Annotated in this window: 21 protein-coding genes; 10 read left to right on the top strand and 11 right to left on the bottom strand. The window is 63.2% G+C overall.

The window, feature by feature from the left end; translation table 11 throughout:
- Positions 1–125: 125 nt before the first annotated feature.
- The 6 genes from AC3EMP_RS29170 to AC3EMP_RS29145 all read right to left on the bottom strand — a co-directional run bounded on the left by AC3EMP_RS29170 (position 126) and on the right by AC3EMP_RS29145 (position 6,915).
- Entirely contained in the window at positions 126–2,036 is a 1,911-nt protein-coding gene (locus AC3EMP_RS29170; RefSeq protein WP_352711350.1) for an ATP-binding protein, read from the bottom strand.
- 24 nt (positions 2,037–2,060) lie between these two features.
- Positions 2,061–3,206: a hypothetical protein gene (locus tag AC3EMP_RS29165; protein WP_023686161.1), complete on the bottom strand. Its 1,146-nt coding sequence runs from the start codon at positions 3,204–3,206 to the stop codon at positions 2,061–2,063.
- A 27-nt stretch (positions 3,207–3,233) separates the two neighbouring features.
- Positions 3,234–4,322, bottom strand: coding sequence for a hypothetical protein (locus AC3EMP_RS29160; RefSeq protein WP_023669990.1), 1,089 nt, complete (start codon positions 4,320–4,322; stop codon positions 3,234–3,236).
- A gap of 320 nt (positions 4,323–4,642) precedes the next feature.
- Entirely contained in the window at positions 4,643–5,026 is a 384-nt protein-coding gene (locus tag AC3EMP_RS29155; protein ID WP_023669991.1) for a c-type cytochrome, read from the bottom strand.
- Between the two features lie 84 nt (positions 5,027–5,110).
- Complete coding sequence (locus tag AC3EMP_RS29150) at positions 5,111–6,289, bottom strand: glycosyltransferase (RefSeq protein ID WP_023691608.1); 1,179 nt, start codon at positions 6,287–6,289, stop codon at positions 5,111–5,113.
- A gap of 14 nt (positions 6,290–6,303) precedes the next feature.
- Positions 6,304–6,915, bottom strand: coding sequence for a thymidine kinase (locus AC3EMP_RS29145; protein ID WP_023683669.1), 612 nt, complete (start codon positions 6,913–6,915; stop codon positions 6,304–6,306).
- 236 nt (positions 6,916–7,151) lie between these two features.
- Here AC3EMP_RS29145 and AC3EMP_RS29140 point away from each other — a divergent pair, with 236 nt between their 5' ends.
- The 3 genes from AC3EMP_RS29140 (at position 7,152) to choV (ending at position 10,257) form a co-directional block, all read left to right on the top strand.
- A complete protein-coding gene (locus tag AC3EMP_RS29140) occupies positions 7,152–8,087 on the top strand; it encodes a choline ABC transporter substrate-binding protein (protein ID WP_023686157.1) in 936 nt (311 codons plus the stop codon).
- 137 nt (positions 8,088–8,224) lie between these two features.
- A complete protein-coding gene (choW, locus tag AC3EMP_RS29135; RefSeq protein ID WP_023669995.1) occupies positions 8,225–9,079 on the top strand; it encodes a choline ABC transporter permease subunit in 855 nt (284 codons plus the stop codon).
- Positions 9,076–10,257, top strand: coding sequence for a choline ABC transporter ATP-binding protein (choV, locus tag AC3EMP_RS29130; protein ID WP_023669996.1), 1,182 nt, complete (start codon positions 9,076–9,078; stop codon positions 10,255–10,257). Before choW ends, choV begins: the two co-directional genes overlap by 4 nt.
- 96 nt (positions 10,258–10,353) lie before the next feature.
- On the opposite strand, the gene AC3EMP_RS29125 is transcribed toward choV, so the two are convergent.
- The gene (locus AC3EMP_RS29125; RefSeq protein ID WP_352711354.1) at positions 10,354–12,369 is read right to left on the bottom strand and encodes a transcriptional regulator; all 2,016 of its coding nucleotides are present in this window, start codon (positions 12,367–12,369) and stop codon (positions 10,354–10,356) included.
- 215 nt (positions 12,370–12,584) lie between these two features.
- Between AC3EMP_RS29125 and AC3EMP_RS29120 the strand changes: the two genes are divergently transcribed.
- Both AC3EMP_RS29120 and AC3EMP_RS29115 read left to right on the top strand, forming a co-directional pair.
- On the top strand, positions 12,585–13,670 hold the full coding sequence (locus tag AC3EMP_RS29120) for a PLP-dependent cysteine synthase family protein (protein ID WP_352711356.1): 1,086 nt from the start codon (positions 12,585–12,587) through the stop codon (positions 13,668–13,670).
- Between the two features lie 19 nt (positions 13,671–13,689).
- Positions 13,690–15,165: a pyridoxal phosphate-dependent decarboxylase family protein gene (locus AC3EMP_RS29115; protein WP_352711359.1), complete on the top strand. Its 1,476-nt coding sequence runs from the start codon at positions 13,690–13,692 to the stop codon at positions 15,163–15,165.
- A 27-nt stretch (positions 15,166–15,192) separates the two neighbouring features.
- Here AC3EMP_RS29115 and AC3EMP_RS29110 read toward each other — a convergent pair whose 3' ends face one another.
- The 3 genes from AC3EMP_RS29110 to AC3EMP_RS29100 all read right to left on the bottom strand — a co-directional run bounded on the left by AC3EMP_RS29110 (position 15,193) and on the right by AC3EMP_RS29100 (position 17,813).
- Positions 15,193–15,597, bottom strand: a complete 405-nt coding sequence (locus AC3EMP_RS29110) for a YciI family protein (RefSeq protein WP_023733367.1) — start codon at positions 15,595–15,597, stop codon at positions 15,193–15,195.
- Between the two features lie 93 nt (positions 15,598–15,690).
- Positions 15,691–17,100 carry an ATP-binding protein gene (locus AC3EMP_RS29105; protein ID WP_023670001.1) on the bottom strand — a complete coding sequence of 470 codons (1,410 nt, stop codon included), beginning with the start codon at positions 17,098–17,100 and terminating at the stop codon, positions 15,691–15,693.
- The gene (locus tag AC3EMP_RS29100) at positions 17,097–17,813 is read right to left on the bottom strand and encodes a response regulator (RefSeq protein ID WP_352711361.1); all 717 of its coding nucleotides are present in this window, start codon (positions 17,811–17,813) and stop codon (positions 17,097–17,099) included. Before AC3EMP_RS29100 ends, AC3EMP_RS29105 begins: the two co-directional genes overlap by 4 nt.
- A gap of 258 nt (positions 17,814–18,071) precedes the next feature.
- On the opposite strand from AC3EMP_RS29100, the gene AC3EMP_RS29095 reads away from it, so the two are divergent.
- The 5 genes from AC3EMP_RS29095 to AC3EMP_RS29075 all read left to right on the top strand — a co-directional run bounded on the left by AC3EMP_RS29095 (position 18,072) and on the right by AC3EMP_RS29075 (position 19,751).
- The gene (locus AC3EMP_RS29095; protein ID WP_023705925.1) at positions 18,072–18,374 is read left to right on the top strand and encodes a hypothetical protein; all 303 of its coding nucleotides are present in this window, start codon (positions 18,072–18,074) and stop codon (positions 18,372–18,374) included.
- 39 nt (positions 18,375–18,413) lie between these two features.
- Complete coding sequence (locus AC3EMP_RS29090) at positions 18,414–18,644, top strand: hypothetical protein (RefSeq protein ID WP_023670004.1); 231 nt, start codon at positions 18,414–18,416, stop codon at positions 18,642–18,644.
- A gap of 154 nt (positions 18,645–18,798) precedes the next feature.
- Positions 18,799–19,146: a hypothetical protein gene (locus tag AC3EMP_RS29085; RefSeq protein WP_023705924.1), complete on the top strand. Its 348-nt coding sequence runs from the start codon at positions 18,799–18,801 to the stop codon at positions 19,144–19,146.
- 133 nt (positions 19,147–19,279) lie between these two features.
- On the top strand, positions 19,280–19,585 hold the full coding sequence (clpS, locus tag AC3EMP_RS29080; protein ID WP_023683679.1) for an ATP-dependent Clp protease adapter ClpS: 306 nt from the start codon (positions 19,280–19,282) through the stop codon (positions 19,583–19,585).
- A 37-nt stretch (positions 19,586–19,622) separates the two neighbouring features.
- Positions 19,623–19,751 (top strand): hypothetical protein, encoded by a 129-nt coding sequence (locus AC3EMP_RS29075; protein WP_280802373.1) that lies wholly within the window; start codon positions 19,623–19,625, stop codon positions 19,749–19,751.
- Positions 19,752–19,773: 22 nt separating this feature from the next.
- On the opposite strand, the gene AC3EMP_RS29070 is transcribed toward AC3EMP_RS29075, so the two are convergent.
- Positions 19,774–21,858, bottom strand: a complete 2,085-nt coding sequence (locus AC3EMP_RS29070; protein ID WP_352711363.1) for a hypothetical protein — start codon at positions 21,856–21,858, stop codon at positions 19,774–19,776.
- Positions 21,859–21,947 lie beyond the last annotated feature (89 nt).

Genomic DNA, 21,947 nt, shown 5'->3' with positions numbered 1-21,947 from the left:
CGTAGCGATCTCTGGTCCACGCATGCGCCGCCCCTCACCCTTGCCCTCTCCCCGTGAGGGACGGGGAGAGGGGGGCGTCAGCGTTAGCGCCAAGCCTTTCAGCACCTGCGGGCAGCGAAGGAAGTTCACGCATTCCAGAGCCCCTTCTTCTTCATCTCCTCCATCTCGCGCCCCGCCCGTTCGCGCAGGCGTGCGTCGCGCAGCAGCTTCTCCACCGCGGCGTCGTCGGATTTGTCGGAATAGCGGAACTCCGAGTCGGCGTAGCGGTTGATCTCCTGCATGACCATGTCCATCGAGAACGGCCCACGCAGTTCCTCGATCATGGCTTTCTTCTCGTCGTAGCCCTTGTGCATGAAGGCTTCCGGCTTCTCGAACCAGTCGTCGGGCAGCTCGATGTCCATGGCGCGCATCTTGATGGCGTCGGTGACGTTCTTGATGGCTCGGCCGGTGAAGCGCGGCTCGGCATCCTTGATCAGGTGCAGATAGGTGCCGATGTCGGCCATCGATTTCGGCGCGCCATTCTCCTTCATGTAGCGCTCATAGACCTTCATCAGCCCGTCTTCCTGAGGCTTCTCGTGCTCCTCATAGGCTTCGGTCACCGCGCGCTGGATCTCCTGCGCGGCGTAGAGCTTGTGGTCGCCGAGTGGGATCTTGTGGTTCTTGCCGGCAAGCAGGACGAAGATGTCGATATAGTCGTCGCGGCTCTGTGGGCCGTCGACCAGCCAGCGGGCCCCGGCGCGCTGGCGCAGCGCATCGTCGACATTTTCGGGATAGTTGGAAAACATGCCGAACGAGCAATTGCCGCGCACCACCGTGCCGGCGCCGGCAAAGGCGTCCATCAAGACGCCGGTGATTTCCTGTTGGCCGGCCGAGGCGCGGTCGTCGGAGCGGCGGGCCGCCACCTGGTCGATGTCGTCGACGGTGCCGAAACCGATGACGCGTGGGTTCAAGACATTGTTGATGAACTGGCGGCAATTCTGGCCAGATTTGCCCTGGTAGGACGAGATCTGGTCGACGCCGAAATTCTCATAGGCGAAGGGATAGCCGGCAACCTGGCAATAATTGTTGACGAGGCCGGCGATCATCTGGATCAGCGTCGTCTTGCCGGTGCCCGGCGCGCCGTCGCCGATGAAGGTGAAGAGGAAGCCCCCGAGTTCGACGAACGGGTTCAACTCGCGCTCGAAATCATAGGCCATCAGCATCTTGGCGAGCTTGACCGACTGGTATTTGGCAATGTGGTTGCCGACGACCTCTTCCGGCTTCTTGAAGGTCATCACCAGCGGCTTGGAGCGCTTGCCGGGCGCGACGTCGAAGCCGTCGAGGGTGAAATCGTCGGCGTCGATGCGGATATGGGCGTTCTCGAACGGGCCGATGCCGTCGAAGCGGCCTTTACGGGCCAAGAGCCCGTCAATGGCAACACGGGCGAAAGCACGCGCCCGGGTCGTCAGGTCGCCATCGTCCTTCGACCCGGTGATCGCCTTGTCCAACCCAGCCACGATCGACTTCACCGCGTCCTGCGGCGTGTCGAACAGGAAGTCGGGTTCGGGGATATCGTTGGGCGCCTCGCCATCGCTGTCGATCAGCTGGAACAGATAGGAGGCAAGGCTGAAGGCCGAAACGTAAGCAGAGGCTGACAGAAGCTTCTTGAAGGTCGCGGCTTCATCGCCTTCGAGCGGTGCGCGGGTGTTCTTGGCCTGCAGGCTTTCAAGGTCGGAGCCTTCGGCGAAGACATCGGAAATGGCGAGCGCAATCGCCAGGCCGCGGCGGGCGCGAAACAAAAGCGTGTGCTGCGGGATGCTCATCAACTGGTCGTCGGGATGGATCGCGGCGACGGTCTTGGTAAGCTCGACCTCGCGGGTACGGCGCACCGAGCCGACCGAGACTGTCGAGACAAAGCGGCGATTGGTGCCGGCAAGTGCTGTGCCGGATTCGCGCGCAGGGTCTTCCAGCACGACGAGGCGAGTGATGAAGCTTTGCGCGGTTGCGCGGTGCTTTTCGATAGCCGCTTCCGGAATGGTGGTCAGGCCGGTGTCCATGAAGGATGCTCCGCGATGTGACGGTCAGACATCTGAAATCACCTGCCCATTTGACAGGATGTGAACCTTGTAGCCGGAAAAGATCTTTTGAGCTTCGCCGGCGGCGTAGAGTGCTTGATAGGCTTCGTGCGGGATCAGGGCGTGGTTCTCGTAGCTCGACACACCCTGGCGCGCGGCTTCGAGATCGTCGGTGTTGATAAAGAATTCCTGCGTCGTCTTATCGCTCGAAAACAGGCCCTTGCGGCCGGGTTTCTCGCCCTTGGAGTAGACCTCCTGGATGGTCCAGGTGAGCAGCCAGGCATTTTCCGGTTTGCGCACCTTGGCCAGCACCTCGGTCACGGTCGAATTGTTGTCCGTAATGCCTGCGGAATAAAAGGGGCCGAGCACGACGCGGCGCAGCTGCTTAGGGTGCAGCGGCTCGAAATCCTTGTCGAGATTGACCGCAATCGTTGCGGGCGAAAGCGTGTAGGCGGAATTCTTCTCGGTGAAATCGTCGAAGCGATGGGCGAGTTCGGGGTTGAGCAGGCCGTCCACCGGCAGCGGGATGTCGACCCGTTCATTGAGCTTGCCGCTGCTGTCAACGAGCTGCCGGATCATGCTTTCGGAGGAATCCTCCACCGTCACCATGTAGACCAGCGGCAGGTTGGCGCTGCCGTCGAAGCTCGCCCAGTGCACGAGGTAATAGGGGCGCCCGGTCTTTGGATTGACCGAGACCTTGGCCGTCTGCGCCAGCGAGAACGGGCCAAAAGTCTGTTCGCTCTTGACGTCCTCGAGATAGAGCCGCTCGGCCATCGACTTCTGCAGCGCTTCGGGGAATTCCTTGTGGCGCAGGATGAAGTCGGCCATTTCCTCGCGCAATTCGCCGGCCAGCGGAATGTTGGCCAGCCGCGCCTCGGCCTGGCGGCGGTCGTTTTCCAGTTCGAGCAGGTTCTGGAAGACGGGATAGCCGCTGTCGGCGCGCGAAATGCGGAACGTGTCCATGAAGCCGAGCCGGTTGCGCCAGCAGGAAAACGATTTGTCCAGCCGGGCAATGTATTCGGCGACGATCTTGGCGACGATGCCGTGCCGGTAAAGCGGCGAGCGGTCGTCGCGCATGAACACTTCGAGGCCGCTGAGTGCCGCCGTGATGGCGGAAAAATAGCGCGCCGCCGCTTCGTTTTCGGGAGTCATGCCGGTGTGCCCGCGTGCAGCCGCTCCTTACGACTGCACGTAGTTGGCCGAATTGTGCTTCTTCATCACGTCGTCGAAACGGCGGGCGAAGGCGTCGTCGGCGAGCTTCTTGCGGCGCTGGATGTCGGAGCTGGCGACCATGTTCTTCTCGTGCATTTCGAGGAGATCGCCGATGTGCTTTTGCGAGGCGGCGCCAATGCCGGCCATGGTCTCTTCGGCGGTGTTGTCAACCTGGCTGCCCAGCGTGTTGATCTTGTGGGCGACATCCTGCTGGGCGGCGGTCTTCAAGGAATCTTCCAGTGCCTTGTAGAGCACGATGCGCTGCTCGGTATCGATTGTCAGCTTGTTGATCAGCGTCGACTGCGCTGCGATCTGATTGTTGAGCGAATCGACGAAGGTCTGGAACATCGAGGTGTAGCGTTCCAGCGTCTGGCTTTCGGCCAGAAGCTCCTGCTCCTTGGCCTGCTTTTCATTGTATTCGGTCGCCAGTTTCGAGCGCTCGCCCTCAAGCTGCGTGCGCTCCTTCTGACTGGTAGAAGCGGCGATCTTGTTTTCGATGTCGAGCAGCAGCGGATTGACCTCCTCGATGCGCTTCTGCACCGCCTCGAGGTTGGTCATGGTGACCTTGCGGCGCTCGATCACCTGCGACAGGCTGTTTTCCGAGGTCTTGTAGCGCTGGTCGAGGACCTCTTTCTGCGCTTTCAGGATGCCGACGATGGTGTCGGACTTGACCAGAAGCTCCTGCAGATTGCCGGCCAGCGACATGTTGCGGACGCGGTCGGTGCGCATGCGCTGCTTGCGTTGCGCCGAGAAGACGCCGACGAAGCTTTCCCAGCCGGTGTAGTTCTTCATGCTCTCGAATTCGGTGCCGAAGACGTTGGTGGCGTCTTCCAGCCCGATGATCAGGTCGGCAATGTTGCCTTCCATCACCTTCTGCTGCTTCAGCACGTCCTCGATGCGGGCATTCTCGATGTCGAAATTGGCGTCGCCGATCTTCTTGTCGGCGGTGGCCAGCGTATCAAGCACCGTGCCCGACTGCTCGATCTTGGAGCGCATGTCCTGCACGACCTGCCTGGTCTTGGCAATTTCGGCATCGAAATTCTGCAATGTCGCCATAGGGGCCTCCCGCTTCGGCTTCCGGTCGCTGGCTGCGAACAGCGGCGAATATATGTGGGGTATCAGGGGATTGAAAGACGCAAGACAAGACCCGCCCCGAAAACAAAAAAATGCCTGGTCGTCTTGAAAGGCAATGAAGGCGGGGTCATGGCGTGATTAACCAGCCGGCCAAGTTTGTTCAATTGTCATTGAACTTTGACGGCTGCGAAGAAGTCGATCTCGGACAGTGTGGGTGTGCTGAATTCGACAGAGGGCTCAATGAGTTGCAAGTGCGAGACTGCTGGCGGAAGCCGTCGCCATCACGCTACGCATCGCGCCGTTCAAGGCTTCGGATCGGCCTTCAGATAGGCGATGACGTTGGCGATGTCCTCGTCGCTGCTCAGGCCGGAGAAGCCCATCCTGTTGCCGGGTACTTTCAGCTTGGGAGCGCCGAGATAGGCTTTGAGGTTGGCTTCGTCCCAAACGAGGCCGGCCGCGCCGGCGTCCTTCATGGCCTGCGAATAGTTGAAGTTCTGGGCGGTGCCGGCGGTGCGGCCGACGATACCGAGGAGATGCGGGCCGACCTTGTCGCGGTCGCTTGCCGCCTCGTGACAGGCCATGCAGCGGTAGAACACTTTCTTGCCAAGTGCTGCATCGCCGTCGGCCAGCGCGGCGAGGATACCGGCCAAATAAATGACAAGGCCTGATGAAATGGCTCGAAGCATGGCGGTTCCCGGCTGGCTCTGGCTGAGGGCAAAATAGGCTGCAGGCCTTAACAAACGCCGTATGCCGGTGGATAGCAGCCGGGCTCAATCCGTGCGCGGGATCGCCGCGACCGCCTGCTTGACCTGCTTTTCAATCGCCGCCGACGAATGATTGTCGCGCACGAAAGCGCGGCCGATCTCCGCCATCTCGGCGGCCGCTTGCGGGCGTGTCGCGAGATCGATGATTTTCAATGCCAACTTGCCGGCATCGTCGCTGGACAGGAAATGCCTGCCCGCCTGCAGGCCAAGCCCTTCGACGGCCTTTTCGGTGGCGGCGACGACAAGGCCCGCCGCCATCGCCTCCAGCACCTTGATGCGGGTTCCGCCGCCGAAGCGCAGCGGGATCGGCGCATAGCCGGCACGCCCAAGCAATTCCGGCAGATGCGGTGGGTTCTCGATCAACCGCAGACCATGCCTGGTGCATAGACCGCGCACGACATCGCGCGGGTTTCTGCCGGCGACGGTGATCGACCAGGGCCGGCCGGAGGCGGCGAGGCGCGGCGCCATCGCGCGGCCGATCTGCTTGACGGCGTCGATGTTTGGGAAATAGCCGAGATGCCCGATGAAGCACAGGCTGAGCTCACTGAAGCGCTCGGCAGCAATCGGCAGGGAAAGCACGCTCTCGTCTGGAATGGGGTTGGCGACGAACCTGACGTCGTTGACGGGGCCGAGAGCGGACAGAAGCGCTTCGTCCGCCCGCGAACAAACCCAGACCTGGTCGGCCAGGGCAGCCGCACACCTGTCGGCTTCGCGCGCCTCTGCCTTCCTTCGCCTGTTTTGGCGCCAGTCTCGAATTTGCTGCCACAGCGTCAGGCCGGCGATCCGGTCGGACACCGTCCGGGAATCAATGTTGTGCTGGTCAAGGACGGTGCGCGCGCGATGCTTCGGCGCCAGCGTCAGCAGCTGCGAAAGCACGATCTCCTCGATCACCACGAGATCGGGCGCGAATTCCCTCCAGATGGCGTCGGCTTCGGCCAGCTCGTCGTCCGGCATCATATGCACGGTCGGGTGCGGGCTGCGCCTGCCCCAGGGCGCCCTGCCGCGCGCTGCCTCGATGATCCGGTGACGGATGTTCGGCGGTGTGGAGGGTGCCGGGGCGCCAGTCAGGCTTACCGTCAGGACCTCGCCCATCGATGCCAGGGCGCGTGCATTGGCGGCGTTCCGGATCTCTCCGCCGGAGACCGGCGGAAACGGGCAATCGACTGTGAACTGCAGAATTTTCATGTTGTCCCGGCCGTTCAGCCTCTGGTGAAGCCAATGAAATCGTCGGGCGCGGCGCGGCCCATTTCCTCTTCCCAGTGGCGGCGGCAGAGCGAGATATAGACGTCCTTGCCGATCGCCACCTGTTCGCCTTGTCTGGCCACCTTGCCGTCAGCGCCGAGACGCACGACCATCGTCGCCTTGCGGCCGCAGCGGCAGATGGTGCGCACTTCGCGCAGATCGTCTGCGATGGCGAGAAGCGCTCGCGAACCGGAAAACAGATTGCCCTGGAAATCGGTGCGCAGGCCGTAGCACATCACCGGGATGTTCAGCCGGTCGGCGATACGGGCGAGCTGCCAGACCTGCTCTTCCTCGAGAAATTGCGCCTCGTCGACAAAGATGCAATGCACCGTCGTATGTTCGTGATGCTCGGCGACGCGAGCGTAGAGATCGTCGCCGTCGCGGAACATCTCGGCCTCCGTCTCCAGGCCGATGCGCGACGAGATCAGCCCGGTATCGCCCTTTCTGTAGTGGCCGGCGACGAACAGCATCGTCGTCATACCGCGTTCGCGATAATTGTAGGACGCCTGCAGCAGCATTGTCGTTTTGCCGGCATTCATCGTCGCATAGTGGAAGTAGAGCTTGGCCATGCCGTCCTTTTAAGCCGAGTTGGCGCTGTGCGGGGAGAGGGCACCGCTGCATTTCATGGGAAAAGCCGTCTGCCATCGAAAAAGCAGCAGGCGTGTCGCTGTTTGGCCAGTCCGCGCCGTTGATCGTGATTGTCTTAGCGCTTGAAACCACACCAGAATGGTGTTTGGCTGACGAAACAAGGCGGGCAGAGAAACCGTATTACGCTTCGCCAAAGAATCACAATGGGAGACTGCCAATGTCGCGTATGAACACCTTCGTCGCCGGTCTCGGCCTGGCGACTTTTCTGTCCACGAGCGCTGCACTTGCCGGCGATCCGGAGAGCTGCAAGGCGGTGCGCCTTTCCGATGTCGGCTGGACCGACATCCAGGCAACCACCGGCGTCGCTTCGGTGCTGCTCACCGCGCTCGGCTACGAGCCGCAGACGATCCAGCTGTCGGTGCCGGTGACCATGGCGTCGCTGAAAAACAAGGATCTCGACGTCTTCCTCGGCAACTGGATGCCGTCGATGACTAACGACATCAAGGACTACACCGCCGATGGTTCGGTCGAGACGATCGGCACCAACCTGACCGGCGCCGGCTACGGCATCGTCGTCCCGACCTATGTCGCGGAGGCCGGCGTCAAGTCGCTGACCGACATCGGCAAGTTCAAGGACAAGTTCAACGGCAAGATCTATGGCATCGAGGCGGGCAATGACGGCAACCGCATCATCCTCGACATGATCAAGAATCCGAAGGACAATCTCGAAGGCTTCGAGCTGGTCGAGTCCTCGGAAGCCGGCATGCTGACCCAGGCCGAGCAGTCGATCAAGAACAATGAGTGGATCGCGTTCCTCGGCTGGACGCCGCATCCGGTGATGGGCGCCATGAAGCTCACCTATCTCGACGGCATGGGCGACAGCGGCTTCGGCGCCGCCACCGTCTACACCAATGTGCGCAAGGGCTACACCACCGAATGCCCGAACGCCGGCAAGTTCATCGCCAACCTGAAGTTCAACCTGGACATGGAAGGCGAGATGATGGACGCGATCCTGAAGGGCGGCGACGCCAACACGGTCGCTGCCGACTGGCTGAAGAAGCACCCTGACGCGGTTGCGCCGTGGATTGCCGGCGTCACCACCTTCGATGGCGGTGATGCGGCAGCGGCGGTCAAGACCGCGCTCGGAAGCTGAGCCGACTGAATTCGGCAAAGCCGAACCAGGAAGGGCAGCCAATCTAGAAAAGGCTGCCCTTTTTCATATCCTGTGAGAAGATGACCTAACGACAGCGGAGGCCGGAAGCAGGCGGTCTCTCGCATGAGAGGGGCGATATGGATCCGATTTCGAAATTCATGGTCGATCACAAGATACCGATCGGCGCCTGGGGAAAGGCGTTCTTCGGTTTCCTCACCGACAATTTCGACACCGTGTTCAGGGCCTTCTCGAATGGCCTCAATTTCTTGCTCGACGGGCTGGTTGGCATCCTTTTGATGGTGCCGCCGGTGCTGCTGGCGCTGATCATCGCCATCATCGCCTGGCTGCTGCAGCGCTCGCGCCCGCTGGCCATAGGCGTCTTTCTCGGCCTGATCTTCATCATCAACCAGAACCTCTGGAAGCAGACGGTGCAGACGCTGGTGCTGGTCGTGGCCGCCGCCGCCATGGCGATGGCCATCGGCGTGCCGCTCGGCATCTGGGCCGCGCACAAGCCGAAGGTCTACCGCATCATGCTGCCGGTGCTCGACCTGATGCAGACGCTGCCGACCTTCGTCTACCTGATCCCGGTCCTGACCCTGTTCGGTCTCGGCAACGCGCCCGGCCTCATCGTCACCATCATCTTCGTCATCCCGACCGCGGTCCGGCTCACCCATCTCGGCGTCGTCTCGGTGCCGAAGTCGATCATCGAGGCCGGCGAGGCGTTTGGCGCCACCAAGCAGCAGCTGCTGTGGAAGGTCGAATTGCCCTCAGCGCTGCCGACCATCATGGCCGGGCTGACGCAATCGATCATGCTGTCGCTGTCGATGGTGGTGTTTGCAGCACTCATCGGCGCCGGCGGCCTCGGCACTGAAATCAACCGCGCGCTCGGCTCGCGCCGCATCGATCTCGGGCTCGAGGCGGGCCTGGCGATTGTCGTACTCGCCATCGTGCTCGACCGGATGACGCGTATCGGCGTTGGAGGCAAGAAATGACCGTCGCCGTCGATTTCAAAAATGTCGATATCGTCTTCGGGTCCGACCAGGCCGGTTCGCTGGCTCTGATCGACGGCGGCGCCACGCGCGCCGAAATCCTTGAAAAGACCGGCAATGTGCTGGGTTGCGCCGGCGCCAGCCTGACCGTGCATGAGGGCGAAATCTCGGTGCTGATGGGCCTGTCCGGCTCCGGCAAGTCGACGCTGCTGCGGGCGGTCAACCGGCTCAACGTGGTGTCGCGCGGCCAGGTGCTGGTCAAGGACGGCGACAATATCGTCGATGTCGTGACCTGCGATCAGGCGACGCTGCGGCGGCTGCGCCAGAAGCAGGTGGCGATGGTGTTCCAGCAGTTCGGCCTGCTGCCCTGGCGTACGGTGGAGGAGAATGTCGGCCTCGGCCTCGAACTCGCCGGCGTGCCGGAGCAAGAGCGCAAGGAGCGCGTGCAACGCCAGCTGAAACTGGTCAATCTCGACCAGTGGTCGAAGAAATACGCGCATGAGCTGTCCGGCGGCATGCAGCAGCGCGTCGGCCTGGCCCGTGCCTTCGCCACCGAGGCGCCGATCCTGCTGATGGACGAGCCGTTCTCGGCGCTCGATCCGCTGATCCGCACCAAGCTGCAGGACGAATTGCTGCAGCTGCAGGCGGAGCTGAAGAAGACCATCATCTTCGTCAGCCATGATCTGGAAGAGGCGCTGAAGATCGGCACCCACATCACCATCATGGAGGGCGGTCGCATCGTGCAGACCGGGGCGCCGGAAGACATCGTGCTCAAGCCCGCCAATGACTATGTCCGCGACTTCATCGCCAATGTGAATCCGTTGTCCGTGCTGACCGCCTGGAACGTCATGCGCGACAGCCGCGACCTCGAGCACGGCGATAATGGCTGGGTGTGGCTCGACCGGCGCAAGACGACGCGCTTTAAGATCGACGAGCACGGGCTGGTGGCGGCGGCGGAACGCGACGGCAAACCGGCGGTATGGGTTTCATGCGCCGATGTCGAGGCGCAGCCGGAGGAGACGGCGCAGGTGTTCTGGGCCAACCCCGGCACGTCGCTGAAGACGGTGATGCTGGCCATGCACCGCTCGCAGACGGCACCCGTGGCGCTGTTCGACGACCAGTCGCGCTTTGTCGGCGCGATCGGGATACGCGATGTGCTGAGCGCGGTGTTGCGGCGCTAGATCATGATGAGATTTGGTTGAAATCTCATCATGATCTAACCCTTTGTTGGAGCATGATCTTTTCCAAAAACGGTACCCACTTTTTGGGATCATGCTCTAAGCCAGCCCGATGCGCGTGGCGCCGAGCTTGAACAGGGCTGTGGCATCCCGGTCGAAGCGGAAGGTGTCGATGAAGTCGTCGGCTCGGTAATCCGGAAGCGTCTTGCGGATGGCGGCGGCGAAGTTTTTCGCCTCGTCCAGCCGCCCAGCCAACGCCAGGCAGTGAGCGGCGATCGACAGGATGATGACATGTGCGTTGGGGCGGGCGGCCGCCTTCAGTGCCCAATCGGCTGCCTCGTCGAACTGGCCGAGGCGGACATGCGCCATGGCGCGTGCGCCCAGCATGCCGAACAGCATCGGGTCGAACGGCGACAGATGGCGCGAATGATCCGACGATCCGATCGCCGCGTGCGGGTCGCCCGACTGCGAATGCACGAAGGACAGCGCATAGTGGCCAAGCGCGAAGTTCGGGCTGAGGTCGACGGCTCTTTGCAGTTCTAGCACGGACGCATCACCCTCGCCGCGCAGCCACAGCGCCCGGCCCATCGCCCAGTGCGCGGCGGGATTATGATCGTCGACCAAAACGCTCTGGCCGGCCGCCTCAAAGGCAAGCGCGCTGTCCTGGTCGCGGTCGCCCCAGCGCTGGAAGGCGCTCTGCCAATGGGTGAAGGACAGGCCGGCATAGGCGCGGGTAAAGGTCGGATCCTGCTGCAGTGCGATGCCGAAGAAATGCCTGGCCTGCTCGTTTTCGCTGCGGGTGAAGCGATACATATGCCAGAGTCCTCGATGGTAGGCCTCCCAGGCATTGAGCGAATTGGGCGCCTTCAGCATGGCGCGGTTGCGCTCGACCATCTCTATCTCGGATGAGATGAAGGCCACGATGCTGTTGCCGATATCGTCGAGGACAATGAAGATGTCCTCGGGCTTGCGCTCGAAGGTCTCGGCCCAGACGATCCTGGCCGTGCGCACCTCGACAAGCTCGACGGTGACGATCAGGCGGCCGGTCAGGCTGCGCACCGTGCCGGTGGCGACATAGTCGACATCCAGCCTGCGGCCGGCATCTTCCGGCGCGATGTTCTTTTCTGCCAGCGCAAAGACCGAGCCCCGGGCGATTACAAAGAAGTCCCTGAGCTTGGCGAGGCGGGTAATGATGTCGTGGGTCAAGCCGTCGGCCAGCCCACCACAAACGCCGCCGGCATCTTCGGCAAATGGCATCACGGCAAGCGAAGCTTTGTGGGGCGCCGCGGCTTCGGTGGGGGCACGCGCGATCGGGCTGTGGCCCGCCACCGGCGCTACCGCAGGCTGTGCCGGCAAAGTCGCGCAGTGACGTTCCGCGCGAATGGCAAGCCACGCCTGGCGCACAGGGCCAAAATCCAGCTCTTCCGATTGGAAGAGCGATGCTGCTGCGGCAAGATGGTCCTCGCAGGCACCGAACTGGCCGCGCCGCGCCAGCCTCACCAGGAGTGCGACATGGGCGCTGCTGTCGAACGGGGTCAATTCCAGCCATTTTTCGAGATGGGCGGAGACGTCTTCGGAATCGGCCGGCAGCGTCTTGACCAGATGTTCCAGTATAGCAGCTTGGCAGGAACCGAAACGGCGGCGCTGCGCGGTCAGCCAGCTGTTGAAGAGAGGGCTGCGGTCGATCTCCAGCCCTTCGAGGAAGTCGCCGACGAACAGGCCGGAGAGCAACTGCAGTCGCATCGGCTCGAGCGTTTCGATGCCTGCGGCAGCCGCCGCCGCGACATCCAGCACGTCGACTGAGATGCCGTCGAGATCGAGCGCGATCGTATCGCCCGATGTTTCGATTCTGCAGCGGCCCGGTTCGTCGAGCGCGGCCCGCAGCTTGCTCAGGCACCAGCGAAGCTCACCCCTGGGATCATTTGGAACGTCCCACAGCAACTCGCAGAGCTTGCCACGTCCGACCGGATGGGGCGCCAGCGCCAGATAGGCCAGCAGCGCGCGCAGCTTGCGCGATGCCGGCAAGGCCACCGGAGCGGCGTCGCGCACAATCGCCAGCGGGCCGAAAAGCCGCAGAGACAGGCCTTTCCGGCTGCTTGCCTGGCTCGATTCCACGCCTGTTTCCACGCCTTTTCCCACGCTTGCCCACCGGACCTTGTTTTATCACCGAACGCGACAAAGTGCACACCCGGCTCGCAGATTGTGTGCCGAATGTGGTGCTTTCCACATTGTGGCACTTCAAAGACCTGTAGTGCGGCAAGGTGTCGAAACCTCGTCGCCCAAACCGCCGGTGTGTAACCGGCCCGTGAGCAAGAACCAGGAGTTTACCCATGTTGCATCAGCAGACAATCAGAACCACGGCAGGCCGCGGCCGCCTTTTCGACAGCATTCTCGATACGGTCGGCGACACGCCGGTCATCCGCGTCAACAATCTCGGCCCGGCGCATGCGACCATCTACGTCAAGGCCGAGTTCTTCAATCCGGCTGCGTCGGTGAAGGACCGGCTGGCGCTCAACATCATCGAGGAAGGTGAACGCACCGGCGCGCTCAAGCCTGGACAGACCATTGTCGAGGCGACCAGCGGCAACACCGGCATCGGTCTTGCCATGGTCTGTGCGCAGAAGGGCTACAAGCTGGTGGTGACGATGGCCGACAGTTTCTCGGTCGAGCGCCGCAAGCTGATGCGGATGCTGGGCGCCAAGGTGGTGCTGACGCCGCGCGCCGAGAAAGGCTTCGGCATGTACAAGAAGGCGGTGGAACTGGCCGAAGCGAATGGCTGGTTCCTGGCCCGCCAGTTCGAGACCAAGGCCAACGCCGACATTCATGAAGCTACCACGGCACGCGAGATCGTCAACGATTTCGCCGGCTCGCGGCTCGACTATTTCGTCACCGGCTACGGCACCGGCGGCACCGTCGCCGGCGTGGCGCGGGTGCTGCGCCGCGAGCGGCCTGAGACTCGGATCGTGCTCACCGAACCGGTTAATGCGCAGCTTGTCGGCAGCGGCAAGCCGCAGATGCGTGGCGCCGGCGGAGCGCCGGCCGCCAGCCATCCGGCTTTCGAACCGCACCCGATCCAGGGTTGGACGCCGGATTTCATTCCCAGCGTCCTGCAGGAGGCCATCGATGGCAACTTCTATGACGAGGTGATGCCGATCGCCGGGCCGGAGGGCATGAAATGGGCCAAGGCGCTGGCGCAGCAGGAAGGCATCTTCACCGGCATCTCCGGCGGTTCGGCCTTTGCCGTTGCACGCCAGATCGCCGGCACGGCGCCGGCCGGATCGGTGGTCCTGTGCATGCTTCCCGATACCGGTGAACGCTACATGACCACGCCTTTGTTCGACGGCATCGAGGCCGAGATGAATGCGGAAGAGCTCGCTCTGTCGCGCTCCACGCCCGGCTGCCAGTTCCCGGCATAATGACGCGGGAGCAATCTGCATGGACGCGATGCCTGGACACTCGGCTACCAGTACCGAGGAAACGCTTGACCCCTCGGACTGGGCCGATGTGCAAAGCCTGTCGCATCGGATCGTTGACGATGCCGTCGCTTACCTGCGCGATGTCAGGCAACGGCCGGTGTGGCAGGAGATGCCTGGAGATGTGAGGCATTTCTTCACCGCCTCGCTGCCGCAATCGCCGACCCCGCTTGCCGACATCTATGGCGATGTCGTGGACAAGGTGATGCTCTATCCGATGGGCAACATCCATCCGCGCTTCTGGTCCTGGTATATGGGGTCGAGCAACTTCACCGGCGCGCTCGGCGATTTCCTGGCGGCAATCCAGGGCTCCAATCTCGGCGGCGGCAATCATGCCGCCGCCCTGATGGATGGCCAGGTGGTTGACTGGTGCAAGCAGATGACCGGCATGCCGGCTTCGGCCAGCGGCACGCTGGTTAGCGGGGGTTCGATGGCCAACATCATCGGGCTGACCGTGGCGCGCAACACCAAGGCCGGCATCGACGTGCGCGAGCACGGCGTTGGAGCAATCGAAAAGCCCTTGCGTTTCTATGGCTCGGACCAGGTCCATTCCTGTCACCGCAAGGGGATGGAAGCGCTCGGCCTCGGCAACAAGGCGCTGCGCCGCATTGCCAGCGACGCCGGACTTCGCATCGACATTGAAGGTTTGAGGACTGCGATATCGGAAGATCGCGCGGCCGGGTTCAAGCCGGCCTGCATCATCGGCAACGCCGGCACTGTCAACACCGGCGCCATCGACGATCTGCAGGCGCTGGCCAAGCTGGCGCATGAGGAGGACCTCTGGTTCCATGTCGACGGCTGCATCGGCGCGCTGATCGCGATCGCGCCTGAGAATGCCCATCGCGTCGCCGGCGTCGAATGGGCCGATTCCGTCGCGCTCGATCCGCACAAATGGCTGCATGCGCCTTTCGAGGCAGGCTGCGCGCTGGTGCGGGATGCCTCGGCGCATCGCAAGACCTTCGCGGTGACGCCGGAATATCTGGAATCGACACCGCGCGGGTTGGCCTCCGGCCAATGGCTGCACGACTATGGCCTGCAGACGACACGTGGCTTCAAGGCGCTGAAAGTGTGGATGGCGCTGCGGGAACACGGCGTCGAAAAATTCGGCCGTCTGATCGACCAGAACATTGCGCAGGGGCAGTATCTCTCAGGCCTGATCGAGGCTCAACCGGCGCTCGAACTGACAGCGCCGACCAGCATCAACATCGTCTGCTTCCGCTATCGCGCGGAAGGGCTCGATGGCGAGCGCTCGAAGGCGCTCAACACCGAGATCATGCTGAGGCTGCAGGAAGAAGGCATCGCCGCCATTTCCGATACCACGGTGCAAGGCCAGCATTGCCTGAGGGTGGCGATCAACAACCACCGGACCCGGCGCGAGGATCTCGACCTTCTCGTCGCCGAAACGGTCCGCCTGGGCAACGAGATCGCTTCTGCCTGACCGGCCATGGGGTAGGGCAAGCGGCTCTCAGCCGCTGGCGGCCTCCTGGAAATCGCCCTTCGTCACGGGGAACGCCAGGCCGGGAAGGTAAAATGTGATCGGCCGGATCTCGTACACCGCCGAGGGGTTCACGCGGCGCAAGTCGCGCGCAGCCGCAATCGCCGCCTCCTGCGTGGCGCAGTCGAGGACATAAAGACCCAGCAATTGTTCCTTGGTCTCGGCAAACGGCCCGTCGATGACGATGCCGTCTCCCGGACCACGCAGCGTGACGGCGTCGGCGGTCGCGCCCAGTCTTGCCGCCGGCCCGAGCTTGCCTTCGCGGGTCAATCTGGCATTGACCTCGAGCAGGTCGTGCATCAGCGCCGCGTCCTGCTGCGGCGTCAGGGACTGGATGGTCTGTTCGACGTGATAGGCCAAGATGGCGTAAAGCATGCGGCGATCTCCTCCTGTTCGAGCGGCCGCACTATTGCAAGGTTGGGTTGGTTGATCCACCCCCGGTGCCCATCGAGACGCTAGTCTGCTGCCTTATGCCGCCAGCGGCAGGCTGAGCTCCGTCAGCAGGCCGCCGCGAGGATGGTTGGACAGGTTGACATCGCCGCCGGCGGCACGCGCAATGTTGCGGGCAATGGTCAGGCCTAGCCCGAGACCGCCGGTCTGGCGGTTGCGCGATTGCTCCAGCCGCACGAAGGAACCGAACACCTGGTCGAGCTGCGCCTGCGGTATGCCCGGCCCCTCGTCGCGGATAACCAGCGTGACCGTGCCGTCCGACTGCCGCAGGCTGACATGGGCTTTCTTGCCGTAGGTCACGGCATTCTGGACCAGATTGTTGACGCAGCGCTTGAGCGCCACCGGCCGCGCCATGCAGATCATGCCACGCGGCCTGGCGCCGTCATGGTCGAACGTGACGTCCTCGAAACTGTCGGCGATCGATTCCACCAGCGACCAGAAATCGATCCGCTCGCTCTTCTCCTCGGTGACTTCGAAGGTGGCGAAGTCGATGACGGAGCTGGCGATGCTCTCGATGTCGGCGAGGTCGTGGGCGAGCGCCTCGCGCGCCGTCGATCTGCGCAACAGCTCGAGGCGCAGCCGCATGCGGGTCAGCGGAGTGCGCAGATCGTGGGCGAGCGCGGCGGCCAGATGTTCGCGGTCCTCGACATAGTCGCGCAGCCTCACCTGCATGGCGTTGACGGCTTTGGCCGCGGCGCGGATTTCGCGGCTGCCGGTCTCGGCGATCGGCGGGCTCTTCAGGTCCGTGCCGATCCGGTTGACCGCCGTTTCCATCATCCGATAGGGCGCCGTCAGCCGGCGTAGCGACCAGATCGACATGATCACCACCAGGGCCGCGATCAGCGAATAGAGCGGCAGGCTGTCGAAGCTCAATATCGGTCCGACCGGCGTGTTGGGCTCGGTGAAATTCAGCCATTGGCCGTCGGCGAAGCGGACAGAGGCCGTCAGCTTGTCGCTTTGGGCGAAGCTGGCCGCCAGCGATAACAGGTCGCGCTCCACCGCGCCAACATCCTTGGTCACGGCCACACCGCCAGGCGCGTTGGCTGCCTGGGTTGCCGGATCGCGCCGGACGCGGGCGTCGGTGATGCCGAATTTCGACAGCCGCCCGACCAGAATGTCCTCGAGCTCGGCCAGTTCGTCGTCGCCGGCGATCGACGAGGTGACCGCGGGCGTGTCCGAAACAGTGAGCGCATAGGTGGCGTTGAACAGACCGGAGGCCGTCAGCTTGCGCTGCTCCGGCGTGTCGTCATGCATCAGCTGCACCAGCGAATAGGCGCGGTCGTTAAGCCGGTAGAGATCGACCTCGTCATTGGCGACGGCACGATCGCGCGAGACGATGTAGAGCGTGGCGACCTGGCTGATCAGCAGGCCGGCAATGACGATGAGCAAAACCCAGACCGGCAGGGTTTGCGGCAGGAAACGTCTCATTCGGAGGTGGTCTCGGGCAGGAACTGGTAGCCGCCGCTGCGCACAGTCAGGATCAGTTTCGGCGTCTTGGGGTCGTCTTCCATCTTGCGCCTGAGACGGCTGACCAGGATGTCGATGCTGCGGTCGAAGGAATAGTCGCTGTCACCGCCGGAAAGCTCGATGAGCTGGTCACGGGTGAGGACGCGCTGCGCGCTTTTGACGAAGGTCTGCAACAGGTTGAACTCCGCCATCGTCAGTTCGACCCTGACGTCGCCCGGCGCCATCAGCCGGCGGCGCGAGCAGTCCATCGTCCAGCCGGCAAAATGATAGATCTGCTTGGTGGTGGCCCGCTTCGGCTCGGCAGCACCATTGCGCCTCAAAACGGCGCGGATACGGGCCAGCAGCTCGCGCGGATCGAAGGGTTTGGGCACATAGTCGTCGGCGCCCATTTCCAGGCCGACGACGCGGTCGGTGGTCTCGGTCACCGCCGTCAGCATGATGATCGGCGTCGAGTAGCTGGCGCGCAGGTCGCGGCAGAGCTCCAGCCCGCTCTTTCCTGGCAGCATCACATCAAGCACGATCAGGTCTACCTGCGTGCGGCGCAGCATGTCTTCCATCTCGACGCCGTCGGCGGCAACCGTGGTGCGCAGGCCGCGCTTCTGGAAGAATTCCTGAAGCAGGTCGCGAATGCCCTTGTCGTCGTCGACGATCAGTATGTGCGCATCGGATTTCACGGCGATCCTGTCATTGCTGGCGGCCCGTCGGCGGCTGCCTTCTGAGTCTGCTTCTGTGGCGTCACCCACACGATAGAATTCTGGCCACATGTTGGCGAGCGGCGATGATCGCCCGCAAAGCCGATTTGCCAGAAACAGTCCAGAAACAAAATTCTATAGTCCGGAAAAACTCCCGAAAAGAATCAAGGGCATAAAGGGTGCCGTGGCGGTCAGGACATCGGCTGCGACGCTAAGTCTCCGGAGTAACGGACATTACCGATGCACAGGTTCACGATCAGCTTGATGGGTGCGCTGCTCAGCATTCCGCTCGTCACAGCCGCGATCGGAGCCACAACCGCAAAGGTGACGCCGATCACAAGGAGCGAGCGCTGCATCGATCTCAATCGCCAGGTAGACGAAGCCCTCGAAACCCATGCCGCGGCAACGCAGGTCACTGCGGCGAAAGCACTGCAAAGAAAGGGAAACCGGTTCTGCGCCAACAAGAAACAGGCACAGGGTATCCGGATGCTCGCGAACGCTTTGAAGCTGCTTGGAGTGACACCGATCGACCCGGTTCAGTGACACTCGAAACTCGACCCGCACAAAGAAGGAAATGAAGCCATGAAAAAGTCCATCCTCTCCGCCACCGGTCTCGCCGTCGCTCTCGCTTTCGCAATGCCGGCTCTGGGCAATGCCGCTGCCACCACGACCGCTGCTCCGGCTGCTTCCACGACCACCGCTCCGGCGACCACGACCGCCAAGCCCCCGGTGAAGAAGGTCGTCGCCAAGAAGCCCGTCAAGAAGCACAAGAAGGCGAAGAAGGTCGTCAAGACGGACGCCCCGAAGGCCTGATCCAGACAGCCAACAGGTTTGTCTGTAACAAGGCCGCTCCAGCACCCCCCGGCTGGAGCGGCCTTGTCGTGTGAGAGCATGATTACCCGTTGATGGGTGCCGGCCACCCAGGACTTTAACCCGTTTGCAATGCCGGTCCGGTAGGATAGCCCGCATGAAGAAGCGGCTTTCATCCATTCTGCGCTCGATGGCCATCGGCGGCCTTGTGGCCTCGGCCATGGTCAGGGTGCTGATCCAGTTCACCGCCAGCCCGGTGCCCGATCCGGTGAGCGGGCGCACGGAGCCGTCGCTGTTTGCACCGGCAATCTCCAGCAGCTGGCAATACATCACACCATGGCAAAGCCTGCTGCTGACCGTGATCACCGGCGCGGCGCTGGCCTGCTTCTTCGGCTGGCTCGCGGTCGCCTGGGTCGAATACAAGGCGGCCGGATCAAGGCCCGATGCGGCATCCAGCGCACGGCAATTCCAGGCTCGTCGCGTCGCCGACCGCCAGGGCCGTTGAACCGCAGCGCACAGTTCCTAAATTTGTGAACGGCAGCACTTCCGGGAAGCCGGTTTGGCGCGCCGATCAAAATGGACGACGGCTTTCCCCCATGACAAAGTGAGAGCGACCCCTCGCGCGATACCGGTTCCCGATGCCTGAAATCAGCTCCAAACCCCGGACCAAGACCAAGCCGCAGACCGAGCGACCGAAGCTCTACAAGGTCATCCTCATCAATGACGATTTTACGCCGCGCGAATTCGTGGTGACGGTGCTGAAGGGCGAGTTCAAGCTCAGCGAAGACCAGGCGAACCGGGTGATGATCACCGCGCACCGGCTCGGCGTTTGCGTCGTTGCCGTCTTCACCAGGGATGTGGCCGAGACCAAGGCGACACGGGCCATCGACGCGGCCAAGGCCAAGGGGTACCCGCTGCTGTTTACGACGGAGCCGGAGGAGTAGGTTGAGCGTCTTTCTCCCCGTCACTATACGGGGAGAAATGTCCGGCAGGACAATGAGGGGCAGCGCCGAGGTCGATGACAGTTCGCTTGCGCGGGCCGAGGAGATTGCCAACAACCTCAGGCTCGCGCTGCCCCTCATCCGCCCTTCGGGCACCTTCTCTCCGTGAACCGGGAGAAGGATAAGCGGTGCTACCGTCCCTCTCTGTACCACATCGCGCCCATGGCCAGCAGCAGCAGGCAAAGGCCGAGGAAGCCGCCGAACAGGGGTACGCGCGAGACGGCTTTGAGCACGCTGTCGTCGGTGCTGCGCAGGCCGATCCAGTCTGCGCCCGAGGCCGCACCGGAGGCGCGGACCGGGACGATGGAGGGCAGGGCGACACTGCCGGTGATCTGGCCAAGGGTGGAGGAGGCCGCCAGCCGGCGCACGCTGCCGCCGGTGGCCTCAGTCGGAGCCTTCAACCGGTCCTCGGTGGAGACGACGTCGGAGAATTCCGGCGCGTTGACCGGGCCGACATGGGCGAGTGCGGTCAGGTCACCATTGCCGATCTGGTAGAGGCCGATCTCCTTGGTCTCGATGCTGCCCAGGAAAACGCCGGGTTCGGACTTCTCCAGCTTGACGATCAGCGCCTTGCCCGAAGGGGTGATCACCTGCGCCGGGCCGGGATCGTCGCTCATCGTCTGGCGGCGGATTTCCAGCATCATGCCGCGGCCGTCGGCAGTCAGCCGCTCTTCCTCGAGTTCAGGTTCCTTCATCAGCCAGTGGGCGATGCGGCGGTAAAGCTGGACATGCGGGCCGCCACCCTCGAAGCCGCGCGCCCATAGCCAGCCCTGATCGGACAGAAGCATGCCGACGCGGCCTTCGCCCTTATGATCGAGCAGAAGCAGCGGGCGGTTGTCGGCGCCCTTCATCACCACTTCGCCTTCGGGGTTCTGTACGCCGATGGTGCGGAACCAGCGGCTCCAGCGCGGCGGCTCGGTCGCCGAGCCGTCGAGGCCGCGCGTCACCGGATGGCGCTGGCCGAGATCGGTGAGGCGCGGATAGAAGGCCTTGTCGATGACTTCGCCGGTCGGCATTGCCGGCAGCGACGACATTAGCGGGGTGCGGGCGATCGAGGCGTCGCCGGCATATTCCGGCCCGGCGGCGATCAGCAGCGCGCCGCCCTTTTCGACATATTCGGAGATGTAGTCGTAATAGAGGATCGGCAGCACGTCGCGGTGCTGGTAGCGGTCGAAGATGATGAGATCGAAATCCTTGATCTTCTCGACGAACAACTCGCGGGTCGGGAAGGCGATCAGCGACAGTTCGTTGATCGGCGTGCCGTCCTGCTTTTCCGGCGGCCGCAAAATAGTGAAATGGACGAGATCGACCGAGGCGTCGGATTTCAGCAGATTGCGCCACGTGCGCTCGCCGGCATGCGGTTCGCCGGAAACCAAAAGCACGCGCAAGTTCTCGCGGATGCCGTCGATCAGCGCGATGGCGCGGTTGTTGGCGTCGGTCAGTTCACCCGGCTCGCGGTCGATGGAGAGTTCGACGATGTTGCGGCCGGCGCCGGGGATGGTCACCTGCAGCGGCATCGCCTGGCCGATGGTCGCCTCTTCGACCGCGACCTGCTCGCCATTTACCGAGACGCGGACATCGACCGGGCCGGTTTCGCCGTCGGTGGCGATGACGCGGTAGGTCATGTCGAGCGGCTTGCCGACGAGGCCGAAGCGCGGCGCGTTCTCGAAGCGGATGCGGCGGTCCTTCTCGTGCTCGTTGCCGGTGATCAGCGCGTGCAGCGGCGCATTGAAGTCGGGGGCGGCCGGTGCGTCATGCACCTCGCCATCGGTGATCATGATGGCGCCACCGATGCGCGAGGGCGGCACGTCGCGGAAGGCGCCTTCAAGCGCTGCAAAAAGCTTGGTCTCGGTGAGCTCGTCGGCAGCTTCCGACTTGCCGGCCTCGACGACGCGGACGTCGAACTGCTTGAAGCGGCCAAGGCGCTGCTGCAAACCGGCAAGCGCTTCGTCGGTCTGTTTGGTCCGGTCGCCGATATCCTGGCTCTGGCTGCGGTCGACGATGACGGCAACGACGCTCTTCAGCGCCTCGCGCTCCTCATCGAGGAAGACCGGATTGAGGAGTGCTGCGCCCAGCGCAATCAGCGCCGCGAAGCGGAAGATCGCGCCGCGCTGGCGAAACCACAAGCCGACAGCGGCCAGCACCAGCAGCGGTGCGAGCACCAAAGCCAGCAAGGGCCAGGACAGCAGCGGTTCGAACGAAATCGACCAGTTCATCGTTTACCCTCCCTCTTGTGGGGAGGGTCGATCCGCGTAGCGGAGCGGGGTGGGGGTAGGCGACAGAGCGCTGGCTGCACCCCCACCCC

Source organism: Mesorhizobium sp. P160219, from assembly GCF_057786095.1.
The sequence above is the reverse complement of the archived record's forward strand: the minus strand, read 5'-3'. Positions and strand labels throughout refer to the sequence as shown.

Coding starts and splice junctions, on each gene's coding strand:
- AC3EMP_RS29170 (WP_352711350.1), bottom strand. CDS start 2,036: ATGGACACCGGCCTGACCACCATTCCGGAAGCGGCTATCGAAAAGCAC.
- AC3EMP_RS29165 (WP_023686161.1), bottom strand. CDS start 3,206: ATGACTCCCGAAAACGAAGCGGCGGCGCGCTATTTTTCCGCCATCACG.
- AC3EMP_RS29160 (WP_023669990.1), bottom strand. CDS start 4,322: ATGGCGACATTGCAGAATTTCGATGCCGAAATTGCCAAGACCAGGCAG.
- AC3EMP_RS29155 (WP_023669991.1), bottom strand. CDS start 5,026: ATGCTTCGAGCCATTTCATCAGGCCTTGTCATTTATTTGGCCGGTATC.
- AC3EMP_RS29150 (WP_023691608.1), bottom strand. CDS start 6,289: ATGAAAATTCTGCAGTTCACAGTCGATTGCCCGTTTCCGCCGGTCTCC.
- AC3EMP_RS29145 (WP_023683669.1), bottom strand. CDS start 6,915: ATGGCCAAGCTCTACTTCCACTATGCGACGATGAATGCCGGCAAAACG.
- AC3EMP_RS29140 (WP_023686157.1), top strand. CDS start 7,152: ATGTCGCGTATGAACACCTTCGTCGCCGGTCTCGGCCTGGCGACTTTT.
- choW (WP_023669995.1), top strand. CDS start 8,225: ATGGATCCGATTTCGAAATTCATGGTCGATCACAAGATACCGATCGGC.
- choV (WP_023669996.1), top strand. CDS start 9,076: ATGACCGTCGCCGTCGATTTCAAAAATGTCGATATCGTCTTCGGGTCC.
- AC3EMP_RS29120 (WP_352711356.1), top strand. CDS start 12,585: ATGTTGCATCAGCAGACAATCAGAACCACGGCAGGCCGCGGCCGCCTT.
- AC3EMP_RS29115 (WP_352711359.1), top strand. CDS start 13,690: ATGGACGCGATGCCTGGACACTCGGCTACCAGTACCGAGGAAACGCTT.
- AC3EMP_RS29110 (WP_023733367.1), bottom strand. CDS start 15,597: ATGCTTTACGCCATCTTGGCCTATCACGTCGAACAGACCATCCAGTCC.
- AC3EMP_RS29105 (WP_023670001.1), bottom strand. CDS start 17,100: ATGAGACGTTTCCTGCCGCAAACCCTGCCGGTCTGGGTTTTGCTCATC.
- AC3EMP_RS29095 (WP_023705925.1), top strand. CDS start 18,072: ATGCACAGGTTCACGATCAGCTTGATGGGTGCGCTGCTCAGCATTCCG.
- AC3EMP_RS29090 (WP_023670004.1), top strand. CDS start 18,414: ATGAAAAAGTCCATCCTCTCCGCCACCGGTCTCGCCGTCGCTCTCGCT.
- AC3EMP_RS29085 (WP_023705924.1), top strand. CDS start 18,799: ATGAAGAAGCGGCTTTCATCCATTCTGCGCTCGATGGCCATCGGCGGC.
- clpS (WP_023683679.1), top strand. CDS start 19,280: ATGCCTGAAATCAGCTCCAAACCCCGGACCAAGACCAAGCCGCAGACC.
- AC3EMP_RS29075 (WP_280802373.1), top strand. CDS start 19,623: ATGTCCGGCAGGACAATGAGGGGCAGCGCCGAGGTCGATGACAGTTCG.
- AC3EMP_RS29070 (WP_352711363.1), bottom strand. CDS start 21,858: ATGAACTGGTCGATTTCGTTCGAACCGCTGCTGTCCTGGCCCTTGCTG.